The 24,090-nt window shown below is 71.0% G+C and carries 21 protein-coding genes; 13 read left to right on the top strand and 8 right to left on the bottom strand.

Annotated elements, in window-relative coordinates:
* The first annotated feature begins 18 nt into the window (after positions 1–18).
* A complete protein-coding gene (locus VJ976_RS09340) occupies positions 19–510 on the top strand; it encodes a hypothetical protein (protein WP_324099934.1) in 492 nt (163 codons plus the stop codon).
* Positions 511–540: 30 nt separating this feature from the next.
* Here VJ976_RS09340 and VJ976_RS09335 read toward each other — a convergent pair whose 3' ends face one another.
* Complete coding sequence (locus VJ976_RS09335) at positions 541–1,542, bottom strand: Ldh family oxidoreductase (protein ID WP_324099933.1); 1,002 nt, start codon at positions 1,540–1,542, stop codon at positions 541–543.
* A 96-nt stretch (positions 1,543–1,638) separates the two neighbouring features.
* The gene (locus tag VJ976_RS09330) at positions 1,639–2,298 is read right to left on the bottom strand and encodes a class I SAM-dependent methyltransferase (RefSeq protein ID WP_324099932.1); all 660 of its coding nucleotides are present in this window, start codon (positions 2,296–2,298) and stop codon (positions 1,639–1,641) included.
* A gap of 80 nt (positions 2,299–2,378) precedes the next feature.
* On the opposite strand from VJ976_RS09330, the gene hflX reads away from it, so the two are divergent.
* The 3 genes from hflX (at position 2,379) to holA (ending at position 7,063) form a co-directional block, all read left to right on the top strand.
* A complete protein-coding gene (hflX, locus tag VJ976_RS09325; protein ID WP_324099931.1) occupies positions 2,379–3,827 on the top strand; it encodes a GTPase HflX in 1,449 nt (482 codons plus the stop codon).
* Positions 3,828–3,902: 75 nt separating this feature from the next.
* Positions 3,903–6,083: an ATP-dependent DNA helicase gene (locus VJ976_RS09320; protein WP_324099930.1), complete on the top strand. Its 2,181-nt coding sequence runs from the start codon at positions 3,903–3,905 to the stop codon at positions 6,081–6,083.
* The gene (holA, locus tag VJ976_RS09315) at positions 6,080–7,063 is read left to right on the top strand and encodes a DNA polymerase III subunit delta (RefSeq protein WP_324099929.1); all 984 of its coding nucleotides are present in this window, start codon (positions 6,080–6,082) and stop codon (positions 7,061–7,063) included. Before VJ976_RS09320 ends, holA begins: the two co-directional genes overlap by 4 nt.
* A 23-nt stretch (positions 7,064–7,086) precedes the next feature.
* Here the strand turns inward: holA and VJ976_RS09310 are convergent, their stop codons facing one another.
* Positions 7,087–7,686 carry a DUF998 domain-containing protein gene (locus VJ976_RS09310; RefSeq protein ID WP_324099928.1) on the bottom strand — a complete coding sequence of 200 codons (600 nt, stop codon included), beginning with the start codon at positions 7,684–7,686 and terminating at the stop codon, positions 7,087–7,089.
* 138 nt (positions 7,687–7,824) lie between these two features.
* Between VJ976_RS09310 and rpsT the strand changes: the two genes are divergently transcribed.
* The 5 genes from rpsT to VJ976_RS09285 all read left to right on the top strand — a co-directional run bounded on the left by rpsT (position 7,825) and on the right by VJ976_RS09285 (position 15,531).
* Positions 7,825–8,088, top strand: coding sequence for a 30S ribosomal protein S20 (rpsT, locus tag VJ976_RS09305; protein WP_324099927.1), 264 nt, complete (start codon positions 7,825–7,827; stop codon positions 8,086–8,088).
* A 212-nt stretch (positions 8,089–8,300) separates the two neighbouring features.
* A complete protein-coding gene (gene leuS / locus VJ976_RS09300; protein WP_324099926.1) occupies positions 8,301–11,213 on the top strand; it encodes a leucine--tRNA ligase in 2,913 nt (970 codons plus the stop codon).
* Between the two features lie 13 nt (positions 11,214–11,226).
* Positions 11,227–12,132 carry a DegV family protein gene (locus tag VJ976_RS09295; protein ID WP_324099925.1) on the top strand — a complete coding sequence of 302 codons (906 nt, stop codon included), beginning with the start codon at positions 11,227–11,229 and terminating at the stop codon, positions 12,130–12,132.
* Positions 12,133–12,253: 121 nt separating this feature from the next.
* Positions 12,254–13,087 (top strand): helix-hairpin-helix domain-containing protein, encoded by an 834-nt coding sequence (locus VJ976_RS09290; protein ID WP_324099924.1) that lies wholly within the window; start codon positions 12,254–12,256, stop codon positions 13,085–13,087.
* Between the two features lie 29 nt (positions 13,088–13,116).
* Positions 13,117–15,531, top strand: a complete 2,415-nt coding sequence (locus VJ976_RS09285; protein ID WP_324099923.1) for a ComEC/Rec2 family competence protein — start codon at positions 13,117–13,119, stop codon at positions 15,529–15,531.
* On the opposite strand, the gene VJ976_RS09280 is transcribed toward VJ976_RS09285, so the two are convergent.
* Together VJ976_RS09280 and VJ976_RS09275 are read right to left on the bottom strand one after the other, a co-directional pair.
* Positions 15,528–16,466, bottom strand: a complete 939-nt coding sequence (locus tag VJ976_RS09280) for a LysR family transcriptional regulator (RefSeq protein ID WP_324099922.1) — start codon at positions 16,464–16,466, stop codon at positions 15,528–15,530. The genes VJ976_RS09285 and VJ976_RS09280 overlap by 4 nt on opposite strands.
* A gap of 27 nt (positions 16,467–16,493) precedes the next feature.
* On the bottom strand, positions 16,494–16,883 hold the full coding sequence (locus tag VJ976_RS09275) for a hypothetical protein (protein ID WP_324099921.1): 390 nt from the start codon (positions 16,881–16,883) through the stop codon (positions 16,494–16,496).
* Between the two features lie 113 nt (positions 16,884–16,996).
* Here VJ976_RS09275 and VJ976_RS09270 point away from each other — a divergent pair, with 113 nt between their 5' ends.
* Genes VJ976_RS09270 through VJ976_RS09260 form a run of 3 tightly spaced genes read left to right on the top strand, consistent with a single transcriptional unit; the run spans position 16,997 to position 19,645 of the window.
* Complete coding sequence (locus tag VJ976_RS09270) at positions 16,997–17,719, top strand: AIM24 family protein (RefSeq protein WP_324099920.1); 723 nt, start codon at positions 16,997–16,999, stop codon at positions 17,717–17,719.
* 2 nt (positions 17,720–17,721) lie between these two features.
* Positions 17,722–18,771: an aminotransferase class V-fold PLP-dependent enzyme gene (locus VJ976_RS09265; protein WP_324099919.1), complete on the top strand. Its 1,050-nt coding sequence runs from the start codon at positions 17,722–17,724 to the stop codon at positions 18,769–18,771.
* A gap of 4 nt (positions 18,772–18,775) precedes the next feature.
* Entirely contained in the window at positions 18,776–19,645 is an 870-nt protein-coding gene (locus VJ976_RS09260) for a Sir2 family NAD-dependent protein deacetylase (protein WP_324099918.1), read from the top strand.
* Positions 19,646–19,716: 71 nt separating this feature from the next.
* Here VJ976_RS09260 and lexA read toward each other — a convergent pair whose 3' ends face one another.
* Complete coding sequence (lexA, locus tag VJ976_RS09255) at positions 19,717–20,436, bottom strand: transcriptional repressor LexA (protein WP_324100042.1); 720 nt, start codon at positions 20,434–20,436, stop codon at positions 19,717–19,719.
* A 202-nt stretch (positions 20,437–20,638) separates the two neighbouring features.
* On the opposite strand from lexA, the gene VJ976_RS09250 reads away from it, so the two are divergent.
* The gene (locus tag VJ976_RS09250; RefSeq protein ID WP_324099917.1) at positions 20,639–21,013 is read left to right on the top strand and encodes a LysM peptidoglycan-binding domain-containing protein; all 375 of its coding nucleotides are present in this window, start codon (positions 20,639–20,641) and stop codon (positions 21,011–21,013) included.
* Between the two features lie 16 nt (positions 21,014–21,029).
* On the opposite strand, the gene VJ976_RS09245 is transcribed toward VJ976_RS09250, so the two are convergent.
* Both VJ976_RS09245 and VJ976_RS09240 read right to left on the bottom strand, forming a co-directional pair.
* Complete coding sequence (locus VJ976_RS09245; RefSeq protein WP_324099916.1) at positions 21,030–21,506, bottom strand: hypothetical protein; 477 nt, start codon at positions 21,504–21,506, stop codon at positions 21,030–21,032.
* Positions 21,507–21,565: 59 nt separating this feature from the next.
* Positions 21,566–24,067 carry a glycoside hydrolase family 65 protein gene (locus tag VJ976_RS09240; protein ID WP_324100041.1) on the bottom strand — a complete coding sequence of 834 codons (2,502 nt, stop codon included), beginning with the start codon at positions 24,065–24,067 and terminating at the stop codon, positions 21,566–21,568.
* Between the last annotated feature and the right edge of the window lie 23 nt (positions 24,068–24,090).

The raw sequence follows: 24,090 nt of genomic DNA, 5'->3' as shown, positions 1-24,090 counted from the left end.
TCAGCGCGGGAAAGCGAGGTGAGCCTGTCCGACTGCTCGGGCACCGCGATGGTGCTGCTGCGCGCGGACCCGGACGGGGACCTCGCGGCATCGATCGGCGTGCGTTACGGCGCCAGTCGTGTCGCGGAGGGGGTCACGATCTCCGGCCAGCGACCGGGCGCGTGGGCGCTGACCGGGGACTCCGTGGCGGTGCACGCGCTGGTCGCCTCACTCGAAGTGACCGAGGATGCCCATTCTGTCGACGTGACGCACGGGGTGGCACTGCTCCGGCTCCGCGGTGCCCTGGCTGCCGCCACCTTGGAGAAGATCTGCGGCCTCGACTGGTCCGAGTCGATGATGCCCGACGGTGCGGTGGTCTCCGGGTCGGTCGCCCTGGTGCTGTGCCACATCCTCCGTCAGGACGATCACGGCGCCCCGTCCTACCACATCAGCTGTGAACGCTCGTACGGGTCCTACCTCTTCGAGGCCATCCTCGACGCTGGAGCGGAGTTCGGGATCACGGTGCGGTAGCCGGCGGCGGCTTGCTCCGGGAGGAGCACCTCAGCCGGGTGTCCCGCCGGCCAGCTCCACGGTGTCCTGCCAGAGCGCTCGGTCGAGCGTGACCTGGTCGGGCAGGGTGCGGTGGGCTCCGGGTAGGCGCGCCCCGGGCTGCTCGTCGACCCGTTCGGCCAACAGCGCGAGCGAATCGTAGAAGGCCTCACCACTGTAGGAGCGCGGGTCCACGACGAGGTAGAACTGCCCGAGGTCGTGCGGGGGCCCCTCGGGTGCCTTGAGTGCCTGCACGTCGGCGCTGGCCACCGACCCGGTCAGCGCGGAGGACAACACCTCGACCATCAGACCGATGGCGTAGCCCTTGTAGCCCCCGGCCGAGAGCAACGAGCCGCGCAGGGCCGCCTGCGCGTCGGTGGTCGGCTCGCCGTCCTCGTCGACCGCCCAGCCTGTGGGGATGGGCTCGCCCTCGGCGGCCGCCATGGTGATCTTGCCCAGTGCCACTGCGCTCGTGCTGAAGTCGAACTGGAAGGCCACCCCGCCCTCACGCGCCGGCACGGCCATGGCGATCGGGTTGGTGCCCAGCAGGGGGCGGTTCCCACCCGGGGGCGCGACCCGGGCCGACGCGGTGGTGGTACCGATCGCCAGCAGCCCGGCCTGTGCGAACTGCTCGGTGAAGAATCCCAGCGAGGTGCAGGTGTGGCTGTGCTCGACCGCGAGACCACAGGTGCCGTTGCTCCGCGTGGCCTCGACCGCGGGTTCGAAGGCCGCGGCAAAAGCGCTCTGGGCGAAGCCGAACCGCGCGTCGACGCGGACCGCGCCGGGACGGGCGACCGTGACGACGGGGTCGACCTGGCCGTCAACGCGCCCGGTGACCAGCTGGCGGCAGTAGCTCTCCAGGTAGTACAGGCCACAGATCCGGTTCCCTGTCGCTTCAGCGACGCGGACCGCTCGGCTGACGTGGCCGGCGACGGCGGGTGCGGCCCCGTGGCGCTCCAGCGCGGCCGCGGTGACGGACTCCACCTCGTCCAGGGAAACCTCGACCGTCTCCATGGCTTCGTCCTCCAGGGTGGGCGATGACTGAGCAGCTCGCGTGCGGGTCGCTCCGAAGTCTGGCAGAGATCGGGGGGACCACGTGCCCGTGGCGGTTCAGGCGGCCGAGCCGTCCGCGGGCAGGTGCACCCGCAGGACGCGGAAGCCCTTCTCCGAGGCGTGGCGCTCCACCTCCCAGCGTGCATCCTGACCGGCGATCCAGGTCTGGAGCGAGTCGGCGCCGAGGTTCTTACTGACGACGAGGTACGCCGTCCCTCCGGGCGCCAGACGGGGAAGCCAGCGCAGCAGCATCTCGTGCAGGGCGACCTTGCCGATGCGGATGGCCGGGTTGCTCCAGATCAGGTCGAAGCGGACATCGCCCGGCAGGTCGTCGGGCTCGGCCACCCTGACCTCGCGGGCCCCGACGGCATCGGCGTTGCGGCCGGTCAGCTCCAGCGCGCGCCGGTTGACGTCGACCGCGTACACCGCCGCGTCCGCCGAGGTCAACGCCATGGTCAGGGCCAGCGCGCCCCATCCGCATCCGAGGTCCAGGAAGGTGCCGCGCACCGGTGGCTCGGGCACATGCCGGAGCAACATCGCCGTGCCCTTGTCGACGCGGTCGGGAGAGAAGACTCCCGAGGCGGTGAGCAGGCGCAGTGGCCGACCGGCCAGGTGCACCTCGAGCACCCGTAGGTCGGCGTCGGACACCGGCTCGGCGGTGAAGTAGTGCTGCGGCGGTGACTCGGTCTGGTCCTCGGGTTCGGGCGGCGTGGACATCGCCTTCGATCCTACGGCGGAGGAAAACGATGGCCTGCTGCGTTGAGGGATGAGACGCTGAACGCGACCCGAGGGAGACGATGACCGCATACCGACACCACCAGCACGCTGACCCCGACCTCTCGCCGGGGCTGGAGCCGGTCAGCACCCCACCCGCCGACGACCTGGACGGGGAGCAGCTCGACCGCGAGGAGCGGGCCGCGCTCCGACGCATCGCCGGCCTGTCCACCGAGCTCCGTGACGTCAGCGAGGTCGAGTACCGCCAGCTTCGCCTGGAGCGGGTCGTGCTCGCCGGGGTGTGGAGCCAGGGTAGCTCCGAGAGCGCCGAAGGCTCGCTGCGGGAGCTGTCGGCACTGGCCGAGACCGCCGGGTCGACGGTCACCGACGCCGTGCTGCAGCGACGCTCGAGCCCGGACCCGGCGACCTTCCTCGGCTCGGGGAAGGCGCAGCAGCTGCGCGAGATCGTCCAGGCCGCGGGGGCGGACACGGTGGTCTGCGACGACGAGCTGGCACCCTCGCAGCGCCGGGCGTTGGAGGACATCGTCAAGGTCAAGGTCATCGACCGCACCGCGCTCATCCTGGACATCTTCGCTCAGCACGCCAAGTCGGCCGAGGGTCGCGCCCAGGTCGAGCTGGCACAGCTGCAGTACCTGCTGCCGCGCCTGCGAGGTTGGGGTGAGTCGATGTCCCGGCAGGCCGGCGGCCGCGTGGCCGGAGGTGAGGGCATCGGCTCGCGCGGCCCGGGCGAGACCAAGATCGAGCTGGACCGGCGCCGGATCAACACCCGGATCGCCAAGCTGCGTCGCGACATCGCGTCGATGAAGGTGACCCGCGAGACCAAGCGGTCCTCCCGCAAGGCGGGCCAGGTGCCGAGCGTGGCCATCGTCGGGTACACCAACGCGGGCAAGTCCTCGTTGCTCAACCGTCTCACCGGCGCCGGGGTGCTGGTGCAGGACCAGCTGTTCGCGACGCTGGACCCCACCGTCCGCCGCGCCGAGACCGCGGAGGGACGGGCCTACACCCTCGTCGACACCGTGGGCTTCGTGAGCCGTCTGCCTCACCAGCTCGTCGAGGCCTTCCGCTCGAGCCTGGAGGAGGCCGGCGAAGCCGATGTGCTGCTGCACGTCGTGGACGCTTCCCAGGAGGACCCGGAGGCGCAGATCCGGGCCGTGCACGAGGTGCTGGCCGACCTCGCGGTCGGCGACCTGCCCGAGCTGGTGGTGCTCAACAAGGCGGATGTGGCCAACCCGCTGACGGTCGAGCGGCTCAAGCGCGCCTACCCGGGGGCGGTGGTGGCCTCGACCCGGACCTCTGCGGGCATGCCGCAGGTCGTGGACGCGCTCGAGGCGGCGCTGCCTCGTCCGCAGATCCTGATCGATGTACTGGTGCCCTACGACCGCGGCGACCTGGTGAGCCGACTGCACGCCGAGGGGGAGATCCTCACCGAGAACCACACCGCCCACGGCACACGACTGGAGGCCAAGGTGCTCCCTGACCTGCACGGAGCGCTGGCGGCCTACGCTTCGTAGCCGCAGCCGCTCGGCCGCTGCGCCAGGTCTGTGGAGCTCGCAGGTCGGCGCCCGGCACGGCATACCCTGTCTGCCATGACCGCGGACCTCGAGGCGCTGCTCGCGAAGGCGGTGGAGGCGGTCGGGGGCGCGACGCGCGAGGGCCAGGTCCGCATGGCGCACGCCGTGCGGGACGCAGTGGAGGACGAGCAGCACCTGCTGGTGCAGGCGGGGACAGGTACCGGCAAGTCACTGGCCTACCTCGTTCCGGCGCTGGCTCACGCGGTGCTCACCGGTAAGCCCGTGGTGGTGGCCACCGCCACGCTGGCTCTGCAGTCGCAGATCATCGACCGCGACCTGCCGCGCATCGCGCGGGCGCTGCGCGGCGAGCTGGGGCGGGAGCCGACGTTCGCGCTGGTCAAGGGACGCTCGAACTACCTGTGCCGGCACAAGGTCGTCGGCGGGTTCGTCGACAAGGACGCCGATGCCCTGATGGCGGTCGGCGCCGTCGACACCGAGCGATCGGCGCTCGGCGCCGAGGTGAGCCGGTTGCGCGAGTGGGCCGAGGTGACCGAGTCGGGCGACCGTGACGAGCTGGCTCCCGGGGTGAGCAACCGGGCCTGGCGTCAGGTCTCGGTGAGCGCCCGGGAGTGTCTGGGGCAGAAGTGCCCTCTGTTCGGCGAGTGCCATGTCGAGGCCGCGCGCGCCGTCGCCCGCGAGAGCGACGTGGTGGTGACCAACCACGCCTTCATGGCCATCGACGCCTTCGAGGGCCGGCACCTGCTGCCCGAGCACGACCTGCTGGTCATCGACGAGGCGCACGAGCTCACCGACCGGGTGACCTCCACCGTCACCGACGAGATGAGTGCGGCATCGGTGACCGCCGCCGCCCGGAAGGCGGGGCGGCAGGAGTCTGCCGACGACCTCACCGAGGCGGCCGAGGAGCTGCGCGAGGTGCTCGCCTCGCTGCCCGAGGGACGGCTGAGCCTAGGGTTGCCGGAGGGCCTGGGGCGTGCGCTGACCGTGGTGCGCGATGCGGCACGAGCGCTGACCAGTGAGATCTCCTCGTCCTCCGACGGTGGGGCCGACGGCGCCCGGCAGGCGGCTCGTGCCGCCGTCGGTGAGGTGTTCGACGGCTGCGAGCGGCTCCTGGCCGAGCGTGAGCTCGACGTGACGTGGGTGGCCCGTGACCCGCGTGGCCAGCCCGCCCTGCGGGTGGCCCCCATGAGCGTGGCGGCGGCGGTGCGCGAGAACGTCTTCACCGACCGCACCGTGGTGCTGACGTCGGCGACCCTGGAGCTGGGTGGCTCCTTCGACGCGGTGGCCGGCACGATCGGGCTGCGCGGCTCCGAGACCCCGGGCTATGTCGGCCTCGATGTCGGCAGCCCCTTCGACTACCCGCGCCAAGCCATCGCGTACGTCGCACAGCACCTGCCGCCGCTGGGTCGCGACGGAGCCGGCCCCGTGGTCTTCGACGAGATCGAGGCGCTCATGCGTGCGGCGGGGGGCCGCACCCTCGGGCTGTTCAGCTCGCGTCGAGCGGCCGAGACCGCTGCGGAGCAGATGCGGGACCGCCTCGCCGACACCGACATCGAGGTGCTGTGCCAAGGCGATGACCAGACGCCAGCCCTCGTGCGGGAGTTCGCCTCCCGCGCCTCGACCTGCCTGTTCGGCACCATGTCGCTGTGGCAGGGCGTCGACGTGCCCGGATCGGCGTGCCAGCTCGTGCTGATCGACCGTATCCCCTTCCCTCGGCCCGACGACCCGCTGTCCTCAGCGCGCACCGAGGCGATCGGTCGTATCGGCGGGAACGGCTTCATGGCCGTATCGGCCACCCACGCGGCACTCAAGCTCGCCCAGGGGGCGGGCCGCCTGATCCGCCGGCATGACGACCGGGGAGTGGTGGCCCTGCTGGACTCGCGCATGACGACCAAGAGCTACGCCGCCTTCCTGCAACGCTCGCTGCCACCGTTCTGGCCCACCACGGACCGGGACCTCGTCCTCGGCGCACTGGCCCGTCTCGACCGTGACGCTCCCGAGGTGCTGCCGTGGGCCGGTGGAGGGGGGTCGGCTGTGACCTCCGCGCCACCGGTCGCACGTTCGCCCCGTACGGCGGTGACCGGCGGGCATGCCTGGACCGAGCAGGAGGACGGGCAGCTGCGGGACGCGGTGGAGGCAGGCCTCACCACCGAGGCCCTGGCCGAGCACCTGTCCCTGCCCCCGGACCTGGTCACCTCAAGGCTGAACCAGCTGGAACTGAAGGCGGTCGCGCCGTGAGCGCGACTCCCGCACCCTCACTGGTCCTGGTCTCCGGGCCGGAGGAGATCCTCGCCGAGCGCGCCGTCGACGACGTGGTGGCGGCCGTGCGCCAGGACGACCCCGAGGTCGAGGTGGTCCGGCTGTACGCCTCCGCCTACGTGCCGGGAGACCTGGGGATGCACGCCAGCCCCTCCCTGTTCGGAGGGGCCACGGTCCTGGTCGTGCATGACCTCGACGAGGCGGATGACACCCTCATCGAGGACGCCATGCAGCTCATCAGCGCGCCCGCCGACGACGTGACCCTCGTCATCCGCCACAAGAGCGGCAACCGCGGCAAGCGTGTGCTGGACGCCCTGCGCTCCGGCGGGGCCAGGGTGATGGAGGCGAAGGCCATCAAGAGCGAGGGCGACAAGGTCGGCTTCGTGGTGAAGGAAGTCCAGACCGCCCGTCGCCGCATCGAGCGGGAGGCCGCCACGGCGTTGGTCCGCGCCGTCGGAAAGGACGTCCGAGAGCTGGCCTCGGCGTGTTCGCAGCTGGTGCGGGACACCTCGGGCGCCATCAGCGTCTCCGACGTCGAGACCTACTACGGCGAGCGTGTCGAGACCACCGGCTTCAAGGTCGCCGCCGCCGCTCTGGCCGGAGACCAGGCCGAGGCGATGCGCCTGCTCAGACACGTGATGATCGGGGGACTGGACCCGGTGCCGATCATCGCGGTCCTGGCCATGCAGCTGCGACAGGTCGGCCGCGTGGCGGCGGCCGGCCGGGCCAGCCCGGCCTCCATCGCCAAGGACCTCGGGATGGCACCGTGGCAGGTCGAGCAGGCGCGGCGGGCGTCGCAGGGCTGGGACGGGCCGCGGCTCGGCCGGGCCATCGAGGCTGTGGCCGCAGCTGACGTGGAGGTCAAGGGCGGGCTGCGTAGCGGTACGGCGGTCGCGCGCTCGCCCGAGTACGCCGTGGAGCGCGCCGTGCTCACGATCTGCGCCGAGCGCAACCGCTGAGAGCCTCCGGACCGACCCCGAGCTCAGCGTCGCCAGGACGAGGTGCCCGCCAGGCTGAGCGCGAGCCACACCTTGGCCGGCCAGAGGGCCGCGCGCTCGGCCAGACCTGCCCCCGCCGGTGCCCCGAGCAAGAGGGCGAAGGCGAGCGTCCCCGTGACCGACAGCGCGGCCAGCCCCATCCCGATGGAGCGCACGGCGGAAGCCGGGCGCAGACGTAGCTGGAGCAGCAGAGCGACCGGCTGGCACAGGAAGACCGGCAGCGCCACCAGCGTGTGCGCAAGCGGCCGGGAGTCCACCGGGAAGAGCCCCACCAGGATCGAGAAGGCACCCGCGCTCGCCCACAGCGCGCCGGCGACCCGGTCGCTGCGCCTTCCCCGGGAGCGCAGTGCCGGCCACGCTCCGAGGACCTGCAATGCGCCGAAGACCACGAAGACGGCGTTCATCACCGCCCCGGCATCGGCGCACCCGGTCCCCCCGGGCGGGCAGGTCGTGCCCAGTGCGCTGATGGTGTCGTCCCGGAAGGAGTAGGACACACCGAGCGTGGCCCCGATGACCACCTCCGCCACGACATAGAGGGGTTGCATCGCCCACGCGACGCGGGGCAACGAGGACGCACCGGACATCTGCGGAGGATACGACCATCGGATTGGTCTTGGTCTGAACCTGCGCGTATGGTGGGCGGTTGGCTCCGCTGCCCACGCGGCGGCCCACATCCTTCGCAACACGAACCACCGGCCCGTCACCCAGCAGGAAGAACCTACGTGGCAAACATCAAGCAGCAGATCAAGCGCGTCAAGACCAACGCCGAGCGCACCGAGCGCAACCGCGCGTACAAGTCCGAGCTGCGCACCTGGATCCGCAAGTTCCGCCGTGCCCACGCCAGCGGCGACGTGGAGGCGACCCAGCAGGCCCTGCGCCAGGCGTCCCGCAAGCTCGACAAGGCCGTCAGCAAGGGCGTGCTGCACCCGAACACGGCCGCCAACAAGAAGTCGGCCATGGCCAAGCAGGCGAAGACCCTCGGCTGACCGCAGGACCTCGTGTTGTCGAGGGCACCGACCCGGGACGGGTTCGGTGCCCTCTGCGCTACCATGACGACACCATGACCGGACCGACCCATCCCCGGCTCCTGGTGACCCGGCTGCGCTGACGCGGGCACCACCCAGTGCGGCCGACCCCTCGTGCTACGAGGGGCTTTTTTGTGCATCCACCGCCGACGACCGAGGAGAAGACCACCCGGATGAGTGAGGACATACCCGCCCACCGCTACACCGCGGCCGTCGCGAACGAGATCGAACGGCGCTGGCAGGACCGGTGGGAGGCCGAGGACACCTTCAGCTCGGTCAATCCCGCCGGGCCGTGGGGGCGTCCCGACGATCCGCGGGTGGCCCCAGGCCGGCCCCACCTCATGGTCATGGACATGTTTCCCTACCCCTCGGGGGCCGGGCTGCACGTGGGACACCCGCTGGGCTTCATCGCCACCGACGTGTACTGCCGCTTCCAACGGACCACCGGCACCAACGTGCTGCACACCATGGGCTTCGACGCGTTCGGGCTGCCGGCCGAGCAGTACGCCGTCCAGACGGGTCAGCATCCGCGCACGACCACCGAGGCCAACATGGTGGGCTACCGCGCCCAGCTGCGGCGCCTGGGAATGGGGCACGAGAGGCGTCGCGGGTTCGCCACGATCGACCCGGACTACTACCGCTGGACACAGTGGATCTTCACCCAGATCTACGAGTCCTGGTACGACACCGAGGCGCTCCGCGACTCCGGGGAGCGGGGGCGAGCACGCCCGATCGGTGAGCTCGTCGCGCAGTTCGCGTCCGGGGAGCGCCGCACGCCGGGCGGTCAGCCGTGGGATGAGCTCACCCCCGTCGAGCAGTCGCGGGTGTTGGACGACTACCGACTGGCCTACGTCTCCTCGGCCCCGGTCAACTGGGCTCCCGGCCTGGGCACCGTCGTCTCGAACGAGGAGGTCACCAACGAGGGCCTGACCGAGCGCGGCGACTTCCCGGTCTTCCGGCGCAACCTCAGCCAGTGGATGATGCGGATCACCGCCTACGCCGACCGGCTCGTGGACGACCTGGACCGGCTGGACTGGCCCGAGCGGGTCAAAGCCATGCAGCGCAACTGGATCGGACGTTCGACCGGTGCGATGGTGCGGTTCGCCACCGCAGCGCCCGGAGCGGAGATCGAGGTATTCACCACCCGTCCGGACACCCTGTTCGGAGCGACGTTCATGGTGCTGGCTCCCGAGCACCCGCTGCTGGAGCAGCTGGTGCCGCCGGATTGGCCCTCCGGCGTCCCGGCGTCGTGGACTGCGGGTGCGCCGGACCCGCGCTCGGCGGTCGAGACCTACCAGCGCCACGCCTCCATGAAGAGCGACCTGGAGCGCCAGTCCGACACCCGGAGCAAGTCGGGCGTGTTCACCGGCGCCTTCGCCACCAACCCCGTCAACGGCGCGGCGCTGCCGGTCTTCGTCGCCGACTACGTCCTGATGGGCTACGGCACGGGCGCCATCATGGCGGTGCCCGGGCAGGACGAGCGCGACTGGGACTTCGCCCAGGCCTACGGGCTGCCCATCGTGCGCACGGTGCAGCCGCCGGAGGGCCACCCCGAAGACGAGGCCTTCGTCGGCGACGGCCCGGCGATCAACTCGGCCAACGAGACCGTGAGTCTGGACGGCATGGGTGTCGAGCAGGCCAAGGAGACGATCGTCGCCTGGCTGACCGAGCACGGCACGGGCGCGCCGACGGTGACCTACCGGCTGCGCGACTGGCTGTTCAGCCGCCAGCGGTACTGGGGCGAGCCGTTCCCGGTGCTCTGGGACGCAGACGGCGTGGCTCACGCGGTGCCGGACGCGATGCTGCCGGTGGAACTGCCCGAGGTGCCTGACTACAGCCCACGCACCTTCGACCCGCACGACGCGGAGTCGATGCCCGAGGCGCCGTTGGCGCGAGCGAGCGACTGGCTCGAGGTCGAGCTGGACCTGGGTGACGGGCGCGGGGTGCAGACCTACCGACGGGACACCAACACCATGCCCAACTGGGCCGGGTCCTGCTGGTACCACCTGCGCTACCTGGACCCTGCGAACACCCAGCTCCCGGTCGACCCGGAGGTCGAGCGCTACTGGATCGGGCCGCGCGAACGGCCGGTGGCCGGCGCTCCCGACGGTGCTCGCGACCCCGGCGGTGTGGACCTGTACATCGGCGGGGTCGAGCACGCGGTGCTGCATCTGCTGTACGCGCGCTTCTGGCACAAGGTCCTCTACGACCTGGGCTACCTCAGCAGCGAAGAGCCGTTCCGCCGGCTGATCAACCAGGGCATGGTCGAGGCCTACGTCTACCGGGACTCCCGAGGCCAGCCGGTTCCGGCGCATGAGGTGGTGGAGGTCGCCGACCCCGAGGGAGGGACGCCCACCCACACGTGGCAGGGCCAGGTGGTGACCCAGGAGCACGGCAAGATGGGCAAGTCGCTGAAGAACGTGGTGACACCGGACGAGATGTGCGAGCAGTACGGCGCGGACACGTTCCGGGTCTACGAGATGTCGATGGGTCCCCTGGAGCAGTACCGGCCCTGGGAGACCCGTGCCGTGGTGGGCTCCCAGCGCTTCCTGCAACGGCTGTGGCGCAACGTCGTCGACGAGGAGACCGGCGAACCCCGGGTGGTCGAGGCCCCGCTGTCGGACGAGCTGTCCCGGACGCTGCACCGCACGATCGAGGGGGTACGTGCCGACTACGAGGCCATCCGGTTCAACACCGCGATCGCCAAGATGATCGAGCTCAACAACGCACTCACGAAGCTCGAGGCCGTACCGCGGGCGGCGGCGGAGCCACTGGTCCAGATGGTGGCGCCGGTGGCCCCGCACCTGGCCGAGGAGCTGTGGTCGCGCCTCGGACATGCCCAGTCGCTGGCCTTCGCGCCCTTCCCGCAGGCCGACCCCGCGTGGCTCGTCCAGGAGTCGGTGACCTGTGTGGTGCAGGTCAAGGGCAAGGTGCGTGACCGCATCCAGGTGGCCGCCGACATCGACGAGACGGCGCTGCGAGACCTGGCCCTGGGGACCGAGCGGATCCAGCAGCTGTTGGGCGGCGTCGAGCCGCGCACGGTCATCGTCCGTGCGCCCAAGCTCGTGAACATCGTCCCCGCCTAGGGCGGTTCCTCGTATGGCACCCGTTCCAGCCTCCGACGGTGTGGCCGTCGTCTGCGACTCGACGGCCAGCCTGTCGGCTGCCATGGCCGGGCAGCACGGCGTCGAGCTCGTCCCCCTCCACGTGATCGTCGGGGCACGGACCTACTCCGAGGGGGTCGACATCTCCGGCCGCGAGGTGGCGTCACTGTTGCGCGGCCAGGAGTACCCGCTGAGCACCTCGGGGCCCTCGCCGGGGCAGCTGGCGCACTTCTACGGCGAGGTGGCCCGCCGTCGCGGGGTGCGCAGCCTGGTCTCGGTGCACCTCTCCAGCCGCATCAGCCGCACCGTGGAGTCCGCGCGGCTGGCCGCAGCCGAGGTGGCGGAGCAGATCGAGGTCACCGTGGTGGACTCGCGGACCCTCGGGCTCGCCATGGGGTATGCCGTCTGCGCCGGTGCCGACCTGGCCACCGCCGGTCAGCCGGCGCAGGTGGTGGCCGACACGGTCGCCGAGCGTGCGGCCGCCTGCTCGGCCTACTTCTACGTCGACACCCTGGAGTACCTGCGCCACGGGGGGCGCATCGGCAAGGCGTCGGCGCTGCTGGGTGGCGCCCTGGCCATCAAGCCGCTGCTCACCGTGGCCGACGGGGAGGTGCAGCCGTGGGAGCGGGTGCGCACCCGGGCCAAGGCCCTGGCGCGGCTGCGCGCGCAGACGGTGAGCGACATCGGTGCGCACCTGGCCGCAGGCCGCCCGGTGCGGGTCGGCATCCACCACCTCGACGCCGCCGACCGGGCGGAGGGCTTCGCCGCGGCCCTGCAGGCGGACCTGGCGGCAGACGCAGAGGTCCCGGTGGACATCGTCGAGCTCGGTGCCGTCATCGGGGTTCACACCGGACCCGGCACCGTCGCCGTCGTCGTCTGCCCCGAGCCGGCCCCGGACTGAGCCGCCGTTCGTCGGCCGGTCGCTGAGGGGCCTCGTCCACACCCCGCTCGTCTTCGCCTCACGGTCCCCAGAGGTGCCGCAGAACGGGTCGGACCGGACTGCGCGTTTCTAGCGTGCGGCCATGGCCTCTTCCTCCGACCGGGTCTCGCGGCTCCTCGGGGCGATGGAGACGACCGAGACCCAGACCCAGACCCAGACCCAGACCGAGGTGGGACCCGGTGCAGGTTCCACCCCCGGCGTCCTCACGCTTCCACGAGCTCTGCGCCGGGCGAGGGTCCGCGTGGCCTCGCCGGTCCTGGCGGGCGCGGTGCTCGTGGTCCTGGCGGTCCTTGCGGTGCTCGGGGTGCGGGTCCTCGCTGCGCAGCCGAGCTCCGAGGCGACCGCGATCCCGCGGGCGGACTCGGTTGCGGTCACGGCCACGCAGGCCCCTTCTCCCGGGGCCGGCATGCATGCCGACGCCGCACCGGCTGCGGCGAGCACGGCGTCGGGAACGGCATACGTCCACGTCATCGGAGCGGTCCGCGATGCCGGCGTGGTGGACGTTCCCGCGGGCTCGAGGGTCGCAGACGCGGTGGATGCGGCAGGCGGCCTGTCAGCGAAGGCGGACCCGGCCCGGCTGAACCTCGCACGCCTGGTTGCGGACGGAGAGCGCATCTGGGTGCCGGTCAAGGGCGCGGAAGCCCCCGCGGAGGCCGTGGCCCCGTCACGTCCTGCAGCGGGCAGTGTCGCCCCCTCGGCCTCCTCGCGCGCCGCTGCCGGTCCGATCGACCTGAACGCCGCCGACTCCACGACGTTGCAGACCTTGTCCGGGGTCGGTCCGGTCACGGCGGAGGCGATCCTGGCCTGGAGGGCCGAGCACGGACGGTTCAGCTCGACCGAGGAGCTGCTCGAGGTCAGCGGAATCGGCCCGAAGACCGTGGAGCGACTGCGGTCCCAGGTGACGGTCAACCCGTGAGGCCGTCAGCCCGCGCGCCAGTGCACCGCGTGCGAGCAGGGCTTGACCTTCGGCTGTTGCTCCCCGCCCTCGTCGCCTGGGCGTGCGCCGCCTGGGCCGCGGGGCAGCCGTCGCCCCGGGCCTCGGTCGGGTTGGCGGGTGCCGGCCTCGTCCTGCTCGTCTCGGGTGCCCAGATTCTGCGCCGGCCGTCGCGGCGCACGCCGGGCGCGGACGGAACCGGCGGTGCCGGCCGGCGTGCCGGCTCCTGGAGCGCCACGGTGGCTCTGGGTGCCCTCGCCGTTGCGGCCGTGTTGGCCTGTGCCACTGCTGCTCGACAGGTCGAGCGAGCCGGACCGGTTGCTGACCTGGCTCAGCAGGAGGCGGTCGCCCGCGTCCGAGGAGTGGTGACCACGCAGCCACGTGCGCTCGAGCAGGGGCCCGGCGGGACGCAGCGGGTGGTGCTCCGGCTGCGGGTGGAGCACGTGAGCGCCCGCGGTGCGGTGAGCCGCTCGTCGAGTCCGGTGCTGGTGTTCGCGGGCCCGGAGTGGCGCAGCGTGCCCTGGCGGGGGACGGTGAGCACCACCGGCCGTCTGGCTGTGCTGCGGGACGACGCCGGGTCGGTGAACACGTCGGCCGACGTGGTGGCGGTGCTGACCGCGCCCAGCGACCCCGTCCTGGAACGGGCACCACCATCCCTGCTCCGAGGGGCGGACCGGGTGCGGGCCCGCCTGCGCGCGGCGGTAGACCCCCTTCCGCGCGACGCGCGTGCCCTCATTCCTGCCCTGGTCATCGGCGATACCTCCCTGACGCCACCCGAGCTGTCCGAGGCGATGCTGGAAACGGGCATGAGCCACCTCAGCGCCGTCAGCGGCAGCAACGTGGCCATCGTGCTGGCAGCGGTGGTGCTGGGGTGTCGTGCGACCGGCGTTCCCCGTCGCTGGCGCTCGCCGCTGGCCGTGCTGGCCCTGGTGGGCTTCGTGCTGCTGTGTCGCCCCGAGCCGAGTGTGCTGAGGGCGGGCGTCATGGGGCTGATCGGCCTGGCCGGGTTGAGCGCCTCGCGCCGGGCGGCAACCCTGCCGGCTCTGGGATGCGCCGTCATCGTGCTGCTGTGCGTGGACCCGCACCTCGCTCGTTCCTTCGGCTTCGCGCTCTCGGTGCTGGCCACACTGGGGCTGGTGATCTTCGCCCGGCCATGGGGTGAGGCCTTCGCCGCGCGTCTTCCGGCACGGGCCGCGGTGCTCGGTCACGCCGTCGCGGTGCCGTTGGCGGCACAGGTCGTCTGCGCCCCGGTCATCGTGCTCCTGCAGGGGGACATCGCCGTCGTCGCCGTGCTGGCCAACCTCCTGGCGGCGCCGGTGGTAGCGATGACCACGGTTGCCGGTGTGGCGGCGGCCCTCGGGGCATGGGTGTGGGTCCCGTTGGGAACCGGGCTGGCGGCGCTCGGCGCGCTTCCTGCCTGGTGGATCGGTGCGGTGGCGCGAGCCTGTGCGGCGCTGCCCTGGGGCCACGTGGAGTGGGCCGACGGCGCCGTGGGGGCCTGGACGCTCGCCGTCCTGACCGGGCTGCTGTTGCTGACGGGGCCGTGGCTGTCCGCCCAGCTGCGCGCGCGTCGTGCGGTGAGCGCGGTCCTGGCCTGCGCCATCGCCGCGACCCTGGCGCCGGTGCCGGGGGCTTCGCGCTGGCCACCGCCCCCGGGCTGGACACTGGTGGCCTGCGATGTCGGCCAGGGTGACGCGTTCGTGCTGCCTACGAGCTCCCCGGAGACCGCGGTCGTGGTCGACGTGGGCCCACCGGAGTCAGGGATCGTGTCGTGTCTGCGCGACCTCGGTGTGTCTCGTGTCTCGGCCCTGGTGCTGAGTCACTACCACCAAGACCACGTGGGGGCGTTGGGGGAGGTGCTGGCCGCCGTGGAGGTCGATGCCGCCTTCGTCACCCCGGTCCAGGACCCGGTTGCGGAGGCCGCACAGGCGCTGCAGGCCCTGGAGCAGGCACAGGTCCCCACGCGCGTGGCCGTGAGCGGCACCCGGATGAGCTGGCCCGGTGGTGCCGCCGAGGTGGTGTGGCCGCCGTCGGGCCGCGGGGTTGCGGGCGAGTCAGCAGCCAACAACGCGAGCCTGGTCCTCGACGTCACCAGTGGCCCGACCCGGGTGCTGTTCACCGGCGACATCGAGGCCGAGGCGTCTCGGCGGGTGCGCCGGTTGGTGGCCGGACGGCGCTTCGACGTGCTGAAGGTGGCCCATCACGGCTCGGCGGACCAGGATGCTCCGCTCGTACGCGGGGTCGGGGCCGGACTCGCACTGATCGGTGTCGGCGCCGACAACTCGTTCGGTCACCCCACGACCGCCACCCTGACGCTGCTGCGAGGCGCGGGGATGCGCGTCCGGCGTACGGACCTGCACGGTCACGTGGCCGTCCTCGCCTCACCCGGTGGTGGGATGAGCGTGCTCCACGCCGCCGATCGCTAGACGGCCTCTCCCTGGTAGGCCGAGTCCGTCAGCTCGCGGGCACTGAGCTGCAGGGCGCTGATGGTCGCCTCCACGGCGGGCACACGCCGCAGGTCCGGGGTGGTGACGACGTGCACAGATCGTCGGGATGGTGGTTCGATCGCCCGTGTCACCACGGCCTCGTGGGAGACGGAGTTCAGGATCAGGGCCGGCACCAGCGCAACCCCCAGCCCGGCGGCGACCAGTCCCAGCACCGCCACGTAGTCCTCGGTCTCGAACGCGACGTCGGGCGCGAAACCCGCCCGTCCCGCCAGGGCCAGCAGATGCCCACGACACCGGGGGCACCCCGCGATCCACGGCTCGGGAGCCAGGTCCGTCAACGCGACCACCTCCTGGGCGGCCAGACGGTGCTGCGCCGGCAGGGCCACGAGCACCGGGTCGGTGAGCATCTCGATCACGTCCAGCCCCTGAAGGTCGTCGACGCCACGCCCCACGTCCGTGCCGTCGTAGGTGAACGCCACGGCCAGGTCACACGCTCCCTCGCGTACCGCGGCCAGCGACTCCTCCGGCTCACCTTCGGAGAACTGGATGGTCACGCCTGGATGTTCGGCACGCACCTTGGCCAGGGCCCGCGGCACGAGGACGGCGGAGGAGGACGGGAAGGCCATGAGCCGCACGCGGCCGGCCTGCATCCCTGCGATGGCGGTGACTTCCGCCTCCGCGTTGTCCAGCGCGGTCAGCACGAGACCGGCGTGACGTGCGAGCACCCGACCTGCTTCGGTCAGGCGTACGGATCGACCGAGCCGCTCGACCAGCACGGTTCCCGCGCGCTGCTCGAGCCGCCGCACCATCTGGGAGACGGCCGGCTGGGTGTACCCGAGCGAGGCTGCCGCTGCCGTGTAGCTGCCATGATCGGCGATGGCCCGCATGACTCGCATACCGGCAGCATCGAACATGCCAGCAACGATAACTCGAGATAATGGCTAAGTGCTGGGTCGGGGCGGCGGGGGAGGGGGTGGTGTCGAGGAGGACCCGGTCGGCGGCGGTGGGGCAGAGCCTGGTGGCGGAGGCGGGGGAGAGCCCGGTGGCGGTGGCGCCGCGGCCGTTCCCGGGGCCGGCGGAGGCGGCTCGGAGGGGGCCAGCGAGCCGAGCTGTCCGTGCTCGCGAAGGGCGTCCAGGCCGGCCAGGGCGCGAGTCCGCGACTCGCCGTCCACCGGTTGACCGCAGTGTTCGGCGTACGCGGCCACGCCGAGGTCGCGCAGGTAGCGGTCGGTCTCGCCTTGGCTCGCGCCCGAGGCCGCCTGTGTCAGAGCGGTGTCCGCCTTCGCGGCGAAGTCGGTCGCGGCCGCTTTGGCCTTGTCCAAGAACCCCATGATGCTCCTGCCCGTGTCGCGCGACCGGGACGCTGTCGCGATACAGCCCTACCACTTCCAGGTTTCGGTAGAGGATAGTGAGGACCACACCATCACGGAAGGGCACTACGGCTATGGCAATCCACGGCTCGCTGTTCAAGGAACACCAGGAGAACCCGTCCACCGACCCGTTCGTCCTCCAGAACAAGAAGCTGCTGAAGATCTCGATGAACTACGGCCCGGTCATGGCCAAGACCGGCTCGATGGTCGCCTACCAGGGCGACGTGAAGTTCGCCAACAAGGGCTCGGGGGGGCTGAACAAGATCATCAAGTCCAAGATGACCGGTGAAGGGGTCCAGATGATGACCTGCACCGGTCAGGGGGAGCTGTTCGTGGCCGACGACGCCTCGGAGATTCAGGTCATGTACCTGGAGAACGACGAGATCTCCGTCAACGGCAACAGCATCCTCGCCTTCTCCTCCTCGATCGACTGGGACATCAAGCGCATCCAGGCTCGTGGCGGCATGGCGACCGGTGGCCTGTACAACGTGCACCTGCGCGGAACGGGCTACGTGGCGATCACCACCAAGGGCGATCCCGTGGCCTTCGACGTGGCTTCGGCCCCCACGTTCGGCGACGCCCAGGCCGTCGTGATGTGGACCGCAGGCGTGCGGATGGACGTCAAGGTGGACAGCGGGGGCCTGGGGTCGCTGGTGCGCGGGGGCACGGGGGAGATGCTGCAGATGGCCTTCGGTGGGCAGGGGTATGTCCTGGTCCAGCCGTCGGAGGGCGTGGCCACCGGTGGTCATGCCAGCTCCAGCAGCTCGAGCTCCGGCATCGGCGAGCTGTTCCAGTAGGGGTGGCTCTGCCGCAGTGGGTGACCGACGCGTTCGCTCCTGCGCCGGGGTATCTCAACGCGCCGACCATGGGTCTGCCGCCCCGGGCGGTCGTCGAGGCCATGCGCCGAGGGCTGTCGGACTGGCAGCAGGGCATCGCCTCGCCCTTGGCCTACGACGAGTCGGTCATCCGCGCGCGCCGTGACTACGCGCGCCTGGTCGACGCGCCGGTGAGCGCCGTCGCGGTCGGCCCGAGTGTCTCGGTCTTCGCCGGGGTCGTGGCCGCCTCCCTTCCCGACGGGACCCGCGTGCTGGCGGTCGAGGACGACTTCACCTCGATCCTCTTTCCCTTCCTGGTGCAAGCGGGACGTCACCGCGGGGTACAGGTCGAGATGGTCTCGCTCGCGGCCTTGCCCACGGCTATCGACGATGCGACCGACCTGGTCGTGTTCAGCCTCGCGCAGAGCTCCACCGGCGAGGTGGTCGACCTCGAAGGGGTCCGTGCGGCGGCCCGCCGGTGCGGGGCGCTGACCTTCTGTGACGTCACTCAGGCTGCCGGCTGGTACCCGGTCCGCGCTTCGGGCTTCGACTTCACGGTGTGCGCCAGCTACAAGTGGCTCTGCCAGCCGCGAGGAGCCGCCTACCTGACCGTCGGGCCGGAAGGTCGCGATCGGCTCATCCCGGTGAACGCCGGATGGTACGCCGGGGAGTCGGTCTGGGAGTCGGTCTACGGCCCCCAGATGCATCTCGCCGCCGACGCTCGGCGCTTCGACGTCTCGCCCAGCTGGCTCACCTGGGTCGGTGCGGCGGCGGCCGGCGAGGTCTTCCGGCACGTCGACGTCGCCGAGCTCGGCGCACACGGCGTCGGCTTGGCCAACGACCTGCGGGCCCGGCTGGACATGCCGCCCCGAGCCACTCCCGTCGTCGCGATCCAGGACCCCGACGGCCGGCGTGCCGCGGCGTGCGCGGAAGCCGGTGCGACAGTCGCCTCCCGTGCCGGCCTGGTGCGCGTCGGCTTCCACCTGTGGAACACCCCCGACGACGTGGAGCTGGTGGACGGCGCATTACGCTGAGCCGATGCTGCACCACCCCACCGTGCCCTCACCGGCCCCGGTGGATGTCTCGGCCTACGAACAGGTGAGCTCCCTGCTGCAGGGGGGCGAGGTGGCGGTGCTCACCGGCGCCGGAATGTCGACGCCGAGCGGGATCCCGGACTATCGAGGCCCCGACGGACGTCGTCGGGTCCAGCCGATGATGTACAGCGAGTTCCTCGCGGACCTGGAAGGTCGGCGCCGGTACTGGGCACGGGCCTTCGCGGGGTGGGAGCGCTTCTCGGCTGCCGGGCCCAACGTGGCCCACCACGCCGTCGCGAGATGGCAGCGTGCGGGCGCACTGTCAGGCATCATCACCCAGAACGTGGACGGGCTGCATCAGGCGGCCGGGGCACGCGACGTCATCGAGCTGCATGGGAGCCTCGCACGGGTCGTCTGCCTGGACTGCTCTCGGGCCTACCCACGCCCGGAGGTGCACGGCTGGCTGGCCGAGGCCAACCCCACCTTCCTCGTCGCCGACCGCGACTCCGTCGTGCAGCCTGACGGGGACGTGGTGCTGACGGCCGAGCAGGTGCGGGCCTTCACCGTGGTTCCGTGCCCGGGTTGCGGCTCCGACCGGCTCAAGCCGGACGTCGTCTTCTTCGGTGGCACGGTGGACAAGGCGCTTGTCGAGGCATCGTTCGCATTGGTCGAACGTGCCCGCAGCGTGCTCGTGCTCGGGTCTTCGCTGCAGGTGATGAGCGGGTATCGGTTCGTCCGTCGCGCCGCCGCCCTGGCCAAGCCGGTCGCGGTCATCACCCGCGGCTCCACCCGGGGATCCGCGGAGACCAGTGTGCACGTGGACGCGCTGCTGGAAGATGTCCTCCCGCGCCTGGCCGACCAGATCGGGGCCTGAGAGATCCCGAGCGCAGCAGTGCCGCCCGCCGGAGGGATGGAGTCGGCGGACGGCACCGGATCTACACGGGCTCAGACGCGGCGCAGCACCGCTGTCACCTTGCCCAAAATGACCGCATCGCTGCCGTCGATGGGGTCGTAGTCCTCGTTGTGCGGCAGCAGCCATACACCGCTCGCGGTCCGCTTGAACGTCTTCACGGTGGCCTCGTTGTCGAGCATGGCGGCCACGATGTCTCCGTTGTCCGCCGACGGCTGCCGGCGGACCACCACGTAGTCCCCGTCGCAGATGGCCGCGTCCACCATGGAGTCGCCCACGACGTTGAGCAGGAACAGGTCACCGTCGCCCACGATCTGCTTCGGCAGCGGGAAGATGTCCTCGACGGCCTGCTCGGCCAGGATCGGGCCGCCCGCGGCCACCCGACCGACCACCGGGACGTACGACGCTGCGGGGCGCTCGTCGCCGCTGTCCGTCTCGTCGAACGAGGCTGCAGCGTGCTCGGTCTCGCCACGTCGGTAGCCACGGGACTGGTGCGGCTCGGCGCCGGGAAGCACGACCTCGATCGCCCTCGGACGGTGCGGGTCCCGACGGAGGAAGCCTTTGCGTTCCAGCATCTTCAGCTGATGAGCCACGGAGGACGGTGAGGTGAGGCCGACCGCCTCACCGATCTCCCGCAGGCTCGGTGGGTAGCCGCGCCGGTCCACCGCGTCCCGGATCACCTCCAGGACCCGGCGCTGGCGACCGCTCAGCTCGGCAGGCCCTTCCTCGCCGGGCAGGCTGCGAACATCGCCCATCAACTTCATCCCCTTTCCACCATCATCGCTGCTCATCGGGTCTGTCGGTGCGATCTGGTGCACTGCATCCCATGAAGACATCGTACGAATGTTCGCCATGGCGGACAAACATGTGTTCGACCGGCGTGTCGCCATTCTCGTACACGCGTGCTATACAGTGTACGTATGTACGAGTCGCTGAGTGCGTACGCGAGGAGACCCCATGAGTGCTGTTGCTGCTGAACGCTTTGCCCCCGTGGCCCCCGGCCTTCGTGAGCGTCACTTGCGGCTGGCACCCGCGGCCGGCGCCGGTGGTCGGCGACAGGAGCAGGTGTGGCGGCTGACTCGACGCGGCCGTCTGACGCTCACCGTGTCGTTGACCCTGGCCGTGGTGGCGGCGCTGGTCTCGGCAACCCTGATGCTGGGGCCGGCGTCGGCTTCCTCTGAGGTGGTCGTGCAGCCGGGTCAGACCTTGTCGGAGATCGCGGCGACGCACCTGCCACACCTGCCGCTGGACCGAGCGATCGTCACGCTGCAGCGGGAGAACCAACTGAACAGCCTGCACCTACAGACGGGGCAGACCCTGGTCGTCCCGTGATCGGGTTCCCAGCGGCCTAGGAGGCGGGCTGCCGCACGGCTGCGTGCACGACGGGCAACTGGTCCGAGGCGATGAAGTAGCCACTGATGTGGGGGTCGAACATCAGGCCGTCGATGCCCGCGTCGACGTAGTCCCGTGAGGTCGCGACCACCTCGTCGGGGCGCAGGGCGATCGCGCTGAGATGGTCGTCACGGGCGATCATGCCTTGTGCCACCGCGAAGTGACGTGCTCGCGCGCCGTCGGTGAACGCGAGCAACATCAGTTGGTCGTCGATGTCGGCGGCCGCGGGCGACTCCTCCCCGGGCTCTCCGACGGCGATGAACCACCACTGGTCCAGGTCCATGGTCACGCGCCACAGCGCCGCCATACCGACGTGGTCGTCTTCGCCCGAGATGGCATCGACGAGCCGGTCGATCTCGGACTCGGGGGGAGGAGGGTCATCAGCCTGGCCGGCCGGAGAGCCGCCCTCGGTGGACTCAGGGGTGCTCGTCATCTACCCATGGCACCACACTCAGTGGGCTCCGCACCACATCGCACGCCTGGTCAGAAGGGTCAACCAGGCAGGTTGCCGGCCTGGGCGGCCTCGACGTCGACCCCGTCGATCTCCTCGGACCACGAGTGGGGCACGGTCGCGGAGAACCTGCTGCCGTCCGGACGCTTACTGCCGAGCAACGTGGAGATGTCGAGCAGGCCTTCGCGTCTGGGCCCGTGGTCGGCCACCGAGATGCAGACCTCCTCCGGCCCGACGACGTGCAGCTCCCCCCGCACCGCAAGAAGGACATCCGGGCCGTTCAGGACGCGGAACGTGATCTCGTGCTGGCGGACCGTGACACGCATCCGGGAACCACGCCAGAGCATGGGCCAGCTGATCTCTTCCCACTCCGCGGGCAGGCGCGGGTCGAAGGTGAGGGACCCACCCTCGTCGCGCATCCCCCCGAACCCGCCGGCGAGTGCACTCCAGATGCCGCCGGTCGAGGCCACATGGGTCCCGTCCGTGGTGTTCCCGTGTCGGTCGTCGAGGTCGACGAAGAGACCGGCGTAGAAGTAGCGCAGCGCCAGCTCCGAGTAGCCCACCTCGGCGGCGACGATCGACTGGACCACGGCCGACAGGGTGGAGTCACCGGTGGTGATGGGGTCGTAGTACTCGAAGTTCGCCCGGCGCTGCTCGGCGGTGAACCGCTCGCCCTGCAGATACATGGCCAGCACGACGTCGGCTTGTTTCAGCACCTGGAAGCGATAGATGACCAGCGGGTGGTAGTGCAGCAACAGCGGCCGCTTGTCGTTGGGTGTGTGCTCCAGGTCCCACATCTCCCGCTCGAGGAAGTGCGAGTCCTGCTGGTGGATGCCCATGTCCTCATCGAACGGGATGAACATGCCCTTGGCCGCCTCGCGCCATTCGTCGACCTCGCCGGGGCGCAGCTTCAGCCGGGAGACCGCCTTGGCGTAGTCCTCGGGGGAGTCTCGCTCCACGTCGCTCAGGGTGGACGCTGCCACCGCCAGGTTGAACTGCGCCATCACGTTGGTGAAGAGGTTGTCGTTGACCACGGTGGTGTACTCGTCCGGCCCGGTCACCCCGTGGATGTGGAAGGTCCCCGTGCTGTTGTGCCGCCAGAAGCCCAGATCGGCCCAGAGGCGGGCGGTCTCGACGAGGATGTCCACCCCCTCGCGCACCAGGAAGGCGCGGTCACCCGTCGCGCGGACGTACTTCATCAGGGCGTGCGCCACGTCGGCGTTGATGTGGTACTGCGCTGTGCCCGCCGCGAAGTAGGCCGACGCCTCCTTGCCGTTGATCGTGCGCCAGGGGAAGCACGCCCCGTGCTGGGCGAGCTCGGCTGCGCGCTCGCGGGCCGCGGGCAGCATCCGGTGCCGGAACCGCAGGGCGTTCCGCGCTGCCCGGGGGTCGGTGTAGGACAGGAAGGGCAGCACGTAGCACTCGGTGTCCCAGAAGTAGTGGCCCCCGTAGCCCGATCCGGTCACCCCTTTGGCCGGGATGCCGTGGCTTCCCGCGCGGGCCGTGGCTTGAGCGAGCTGGAACAGGTTCCACCGCACGGCTTGCTGAACCGCGGGCTGATGGGCGATCCGGACGTCGGAGTTGGCCCAGTAGGTGTCGAACCACTGGCGCTGGTCCCGGTGCACGGCCTCGACCCCCCGCGCCACCGTGCGGGCCAGGGTGCGCCGGCACCGGTCGGTGAGCTCGCGCACCGGCACCCCCCGCGAAGTGTGGTACGTCACGATCTTCTGCAGGTGGATCGGCTGACCCTCCCGAGCTTCGATGTTGTACACGTGCTTGGCCATGTCGTCGGTGCTGCTCAGCTCCTCGCTCCAGGTGTTATCGGTCTGGAGCAGGTGCTCGGCGGCGACAGCGATGGTCATCCGGGAGTCGTGGCAGCGGTAGCCGAGCAAGAGCTGGCCGTCCTGGGTGCTGCTCGCTTGCGGCTCCAGCACGCGACGGTCGAATCCCTCGGCCTTGCGCGGGTCCGCGCCCTCGCCCATCGCCGCGGACCGGACGTGGTACTCGTCGGAACCGTCCTGGCGGTTCAACAGCTGGGAGGAGATGACCACCGGGGCGCTGCCGTCGAGCAGCTCGATGTCCATGGTCATCACGGCCAGGTGCCGCGCCGTCACGCTGACCATCCGGGTCGTGGTCACCTTGACGCCCAGCCCGGCGCTGGTGCGCCAGATGAGCTCGCGGCGCAGAAGACCCTCGGAGAAGGAGAGGCTGCGGCGGTAGGTCTCCAGGTCTGCGATGTCGAGCAGGAGCGGCTCGTCCTCGACGTAGATCTTGATGACCTTGGCGTCGGGGACGTTGACGATGGTTTGCCCGACACGGGCCAGGCCGAAGGCCTCCTCGGCGTGCTGGATCGGCCAGGTCTCGTGGAAGCCGTTGATGAAGGTCCCGTGCGTGTGCGTGTCGCGACCCTCCTCGGGGTTGCCACGCATCCCCAGGTATCCGTTCGCCACCGCGAACAGCGTCTCGGTCGTGCCGAGGTCCTCAATCCGGTAGTCGTCCTCGACCAGCGCCCACTCGTCGATCGGGAACCGGCTCCGGTCCAGCGGGTCGACGGGAGGCGGGGGAA

This window comes from Ornithinimicrobium sp., assembly GCF_035267225.1.
Taxonomy (GTDB): domain Bacteria; phylum Actinomycetota; class Actinomycetes; order Actinomycetales; family Dermatophilaceae; genus Ornithinicoccus.
The sequence above is the reverse complement of the archived record's forward strand: the minus strand, read 5'-3'. Positions and strand labels throughout refer to the sequence as shown.

Bases quoted from the DNA above. Each gene is read 5' to 3' on its own strand.
- hflX (WP_324099931.1), top strand. From the start codon at position 2,379: ATGACCGCATACCGACACCACCAGCACGCTGACCCCGACCTCTCGCCG.
- VJ976_RS09335 (WP_324099933.1), bottom strand. From the start codon at position 1,542: ATGGAGACGGTCGAGGTTTCCCTGGACGAGGTGGAGTCCGTCACCGCG.
- VJ976_RS09250 (WP_324099917.1), top strand. From the start codon at position 20,639: ATGAGTGCTGTTGCTGCTGAACGCTTTGCCCCCGTGGCCCCCGGCCTT.
- VJ976_RS09270 (WP_324099920.1), top strand. From the start codon at position 16,997: ATGGCAATCCACGGCTCGCTGTTCAAGGAACACCAGGAGAACCCGTCC.
- VJ976_RS09245 (WP_324099916.1), bottom strand. From the start codon at position 21,506: ATGACGAGCACCCCTGAGTCCACCGAGGGCGGCTCTCCGGCCGGCCAG.
- VJ976_RS09280 (WP_324099922.1), bottom strand. From the start codon at position 16,466: ATGTTCGATGCTGCCGGTATGCGAGTCATGCGGGCCATCGCCGATCAT.
- VJ976_RS09275 (WP_324099921.1), bottom strand. From the start codon at position 16,883: ATGGGGTTCTTGGACAAGGCCAAAGCGGCCGCGACCGACTTCGCCGCG.
- VJ976_RS09260 (WP_324099918.1), top strand. From the start codon at position 18,776: ATGCTGCACCACCCCACCGTGCCCTCACCGGCCCCGGTGGATGTCTCG.
- VJ976_RS09330 (WP_324099932.1), bottom strand. From the start codon at position 2,298: ATGTCCACGCCGCCCGAACCCGAGGACCAGACCGAGTCACCGCCGCAG.
- VJ976_RS09310 (WP_324099928.1), bottom strand. From the start codon at position 7,686: ATGTCCGGTGCGTCCTCGTTGCCCCGCGTCGCGTGGGCGATGCAACCC.
- VJ976_RS09290 (WP_324099924.1), top strand. From the start codon at position 12,254: ATGGCCTCTTCCTCCGACCGGGTCTCGCGGCTCCTCGGGGCGATGGAG.
- leuS (WP_324099926.1), top strand. From the start codon at position 8,301: ATGAGTGAGGACATACCCGCCCACCGCTACACCGCGGCCGTCGCGAAC.
- lexA (WP_324100042.1), bottom strand. From the start codon at position 20,436: ATGGGCGATGTTCGCAGCCTGCCCGGCGAGGAAGGGCCTGCCGAGCTG.
- VJ976_RS09320 (WP_324099930.1), top strand. From the start codon at position 3,903: ATGACCGCGGACCTCGAGGCGCTGCTCGCGAAGGCGGTGGAGGCGGTC.
- VJ976_RS09295 (WP_324099925.1), top strand. From the start codon at position 11,227: ATGGCACCCGTTCCAGCCTCCGACGGTGTGGCCGTCGTCTGCGACTCG.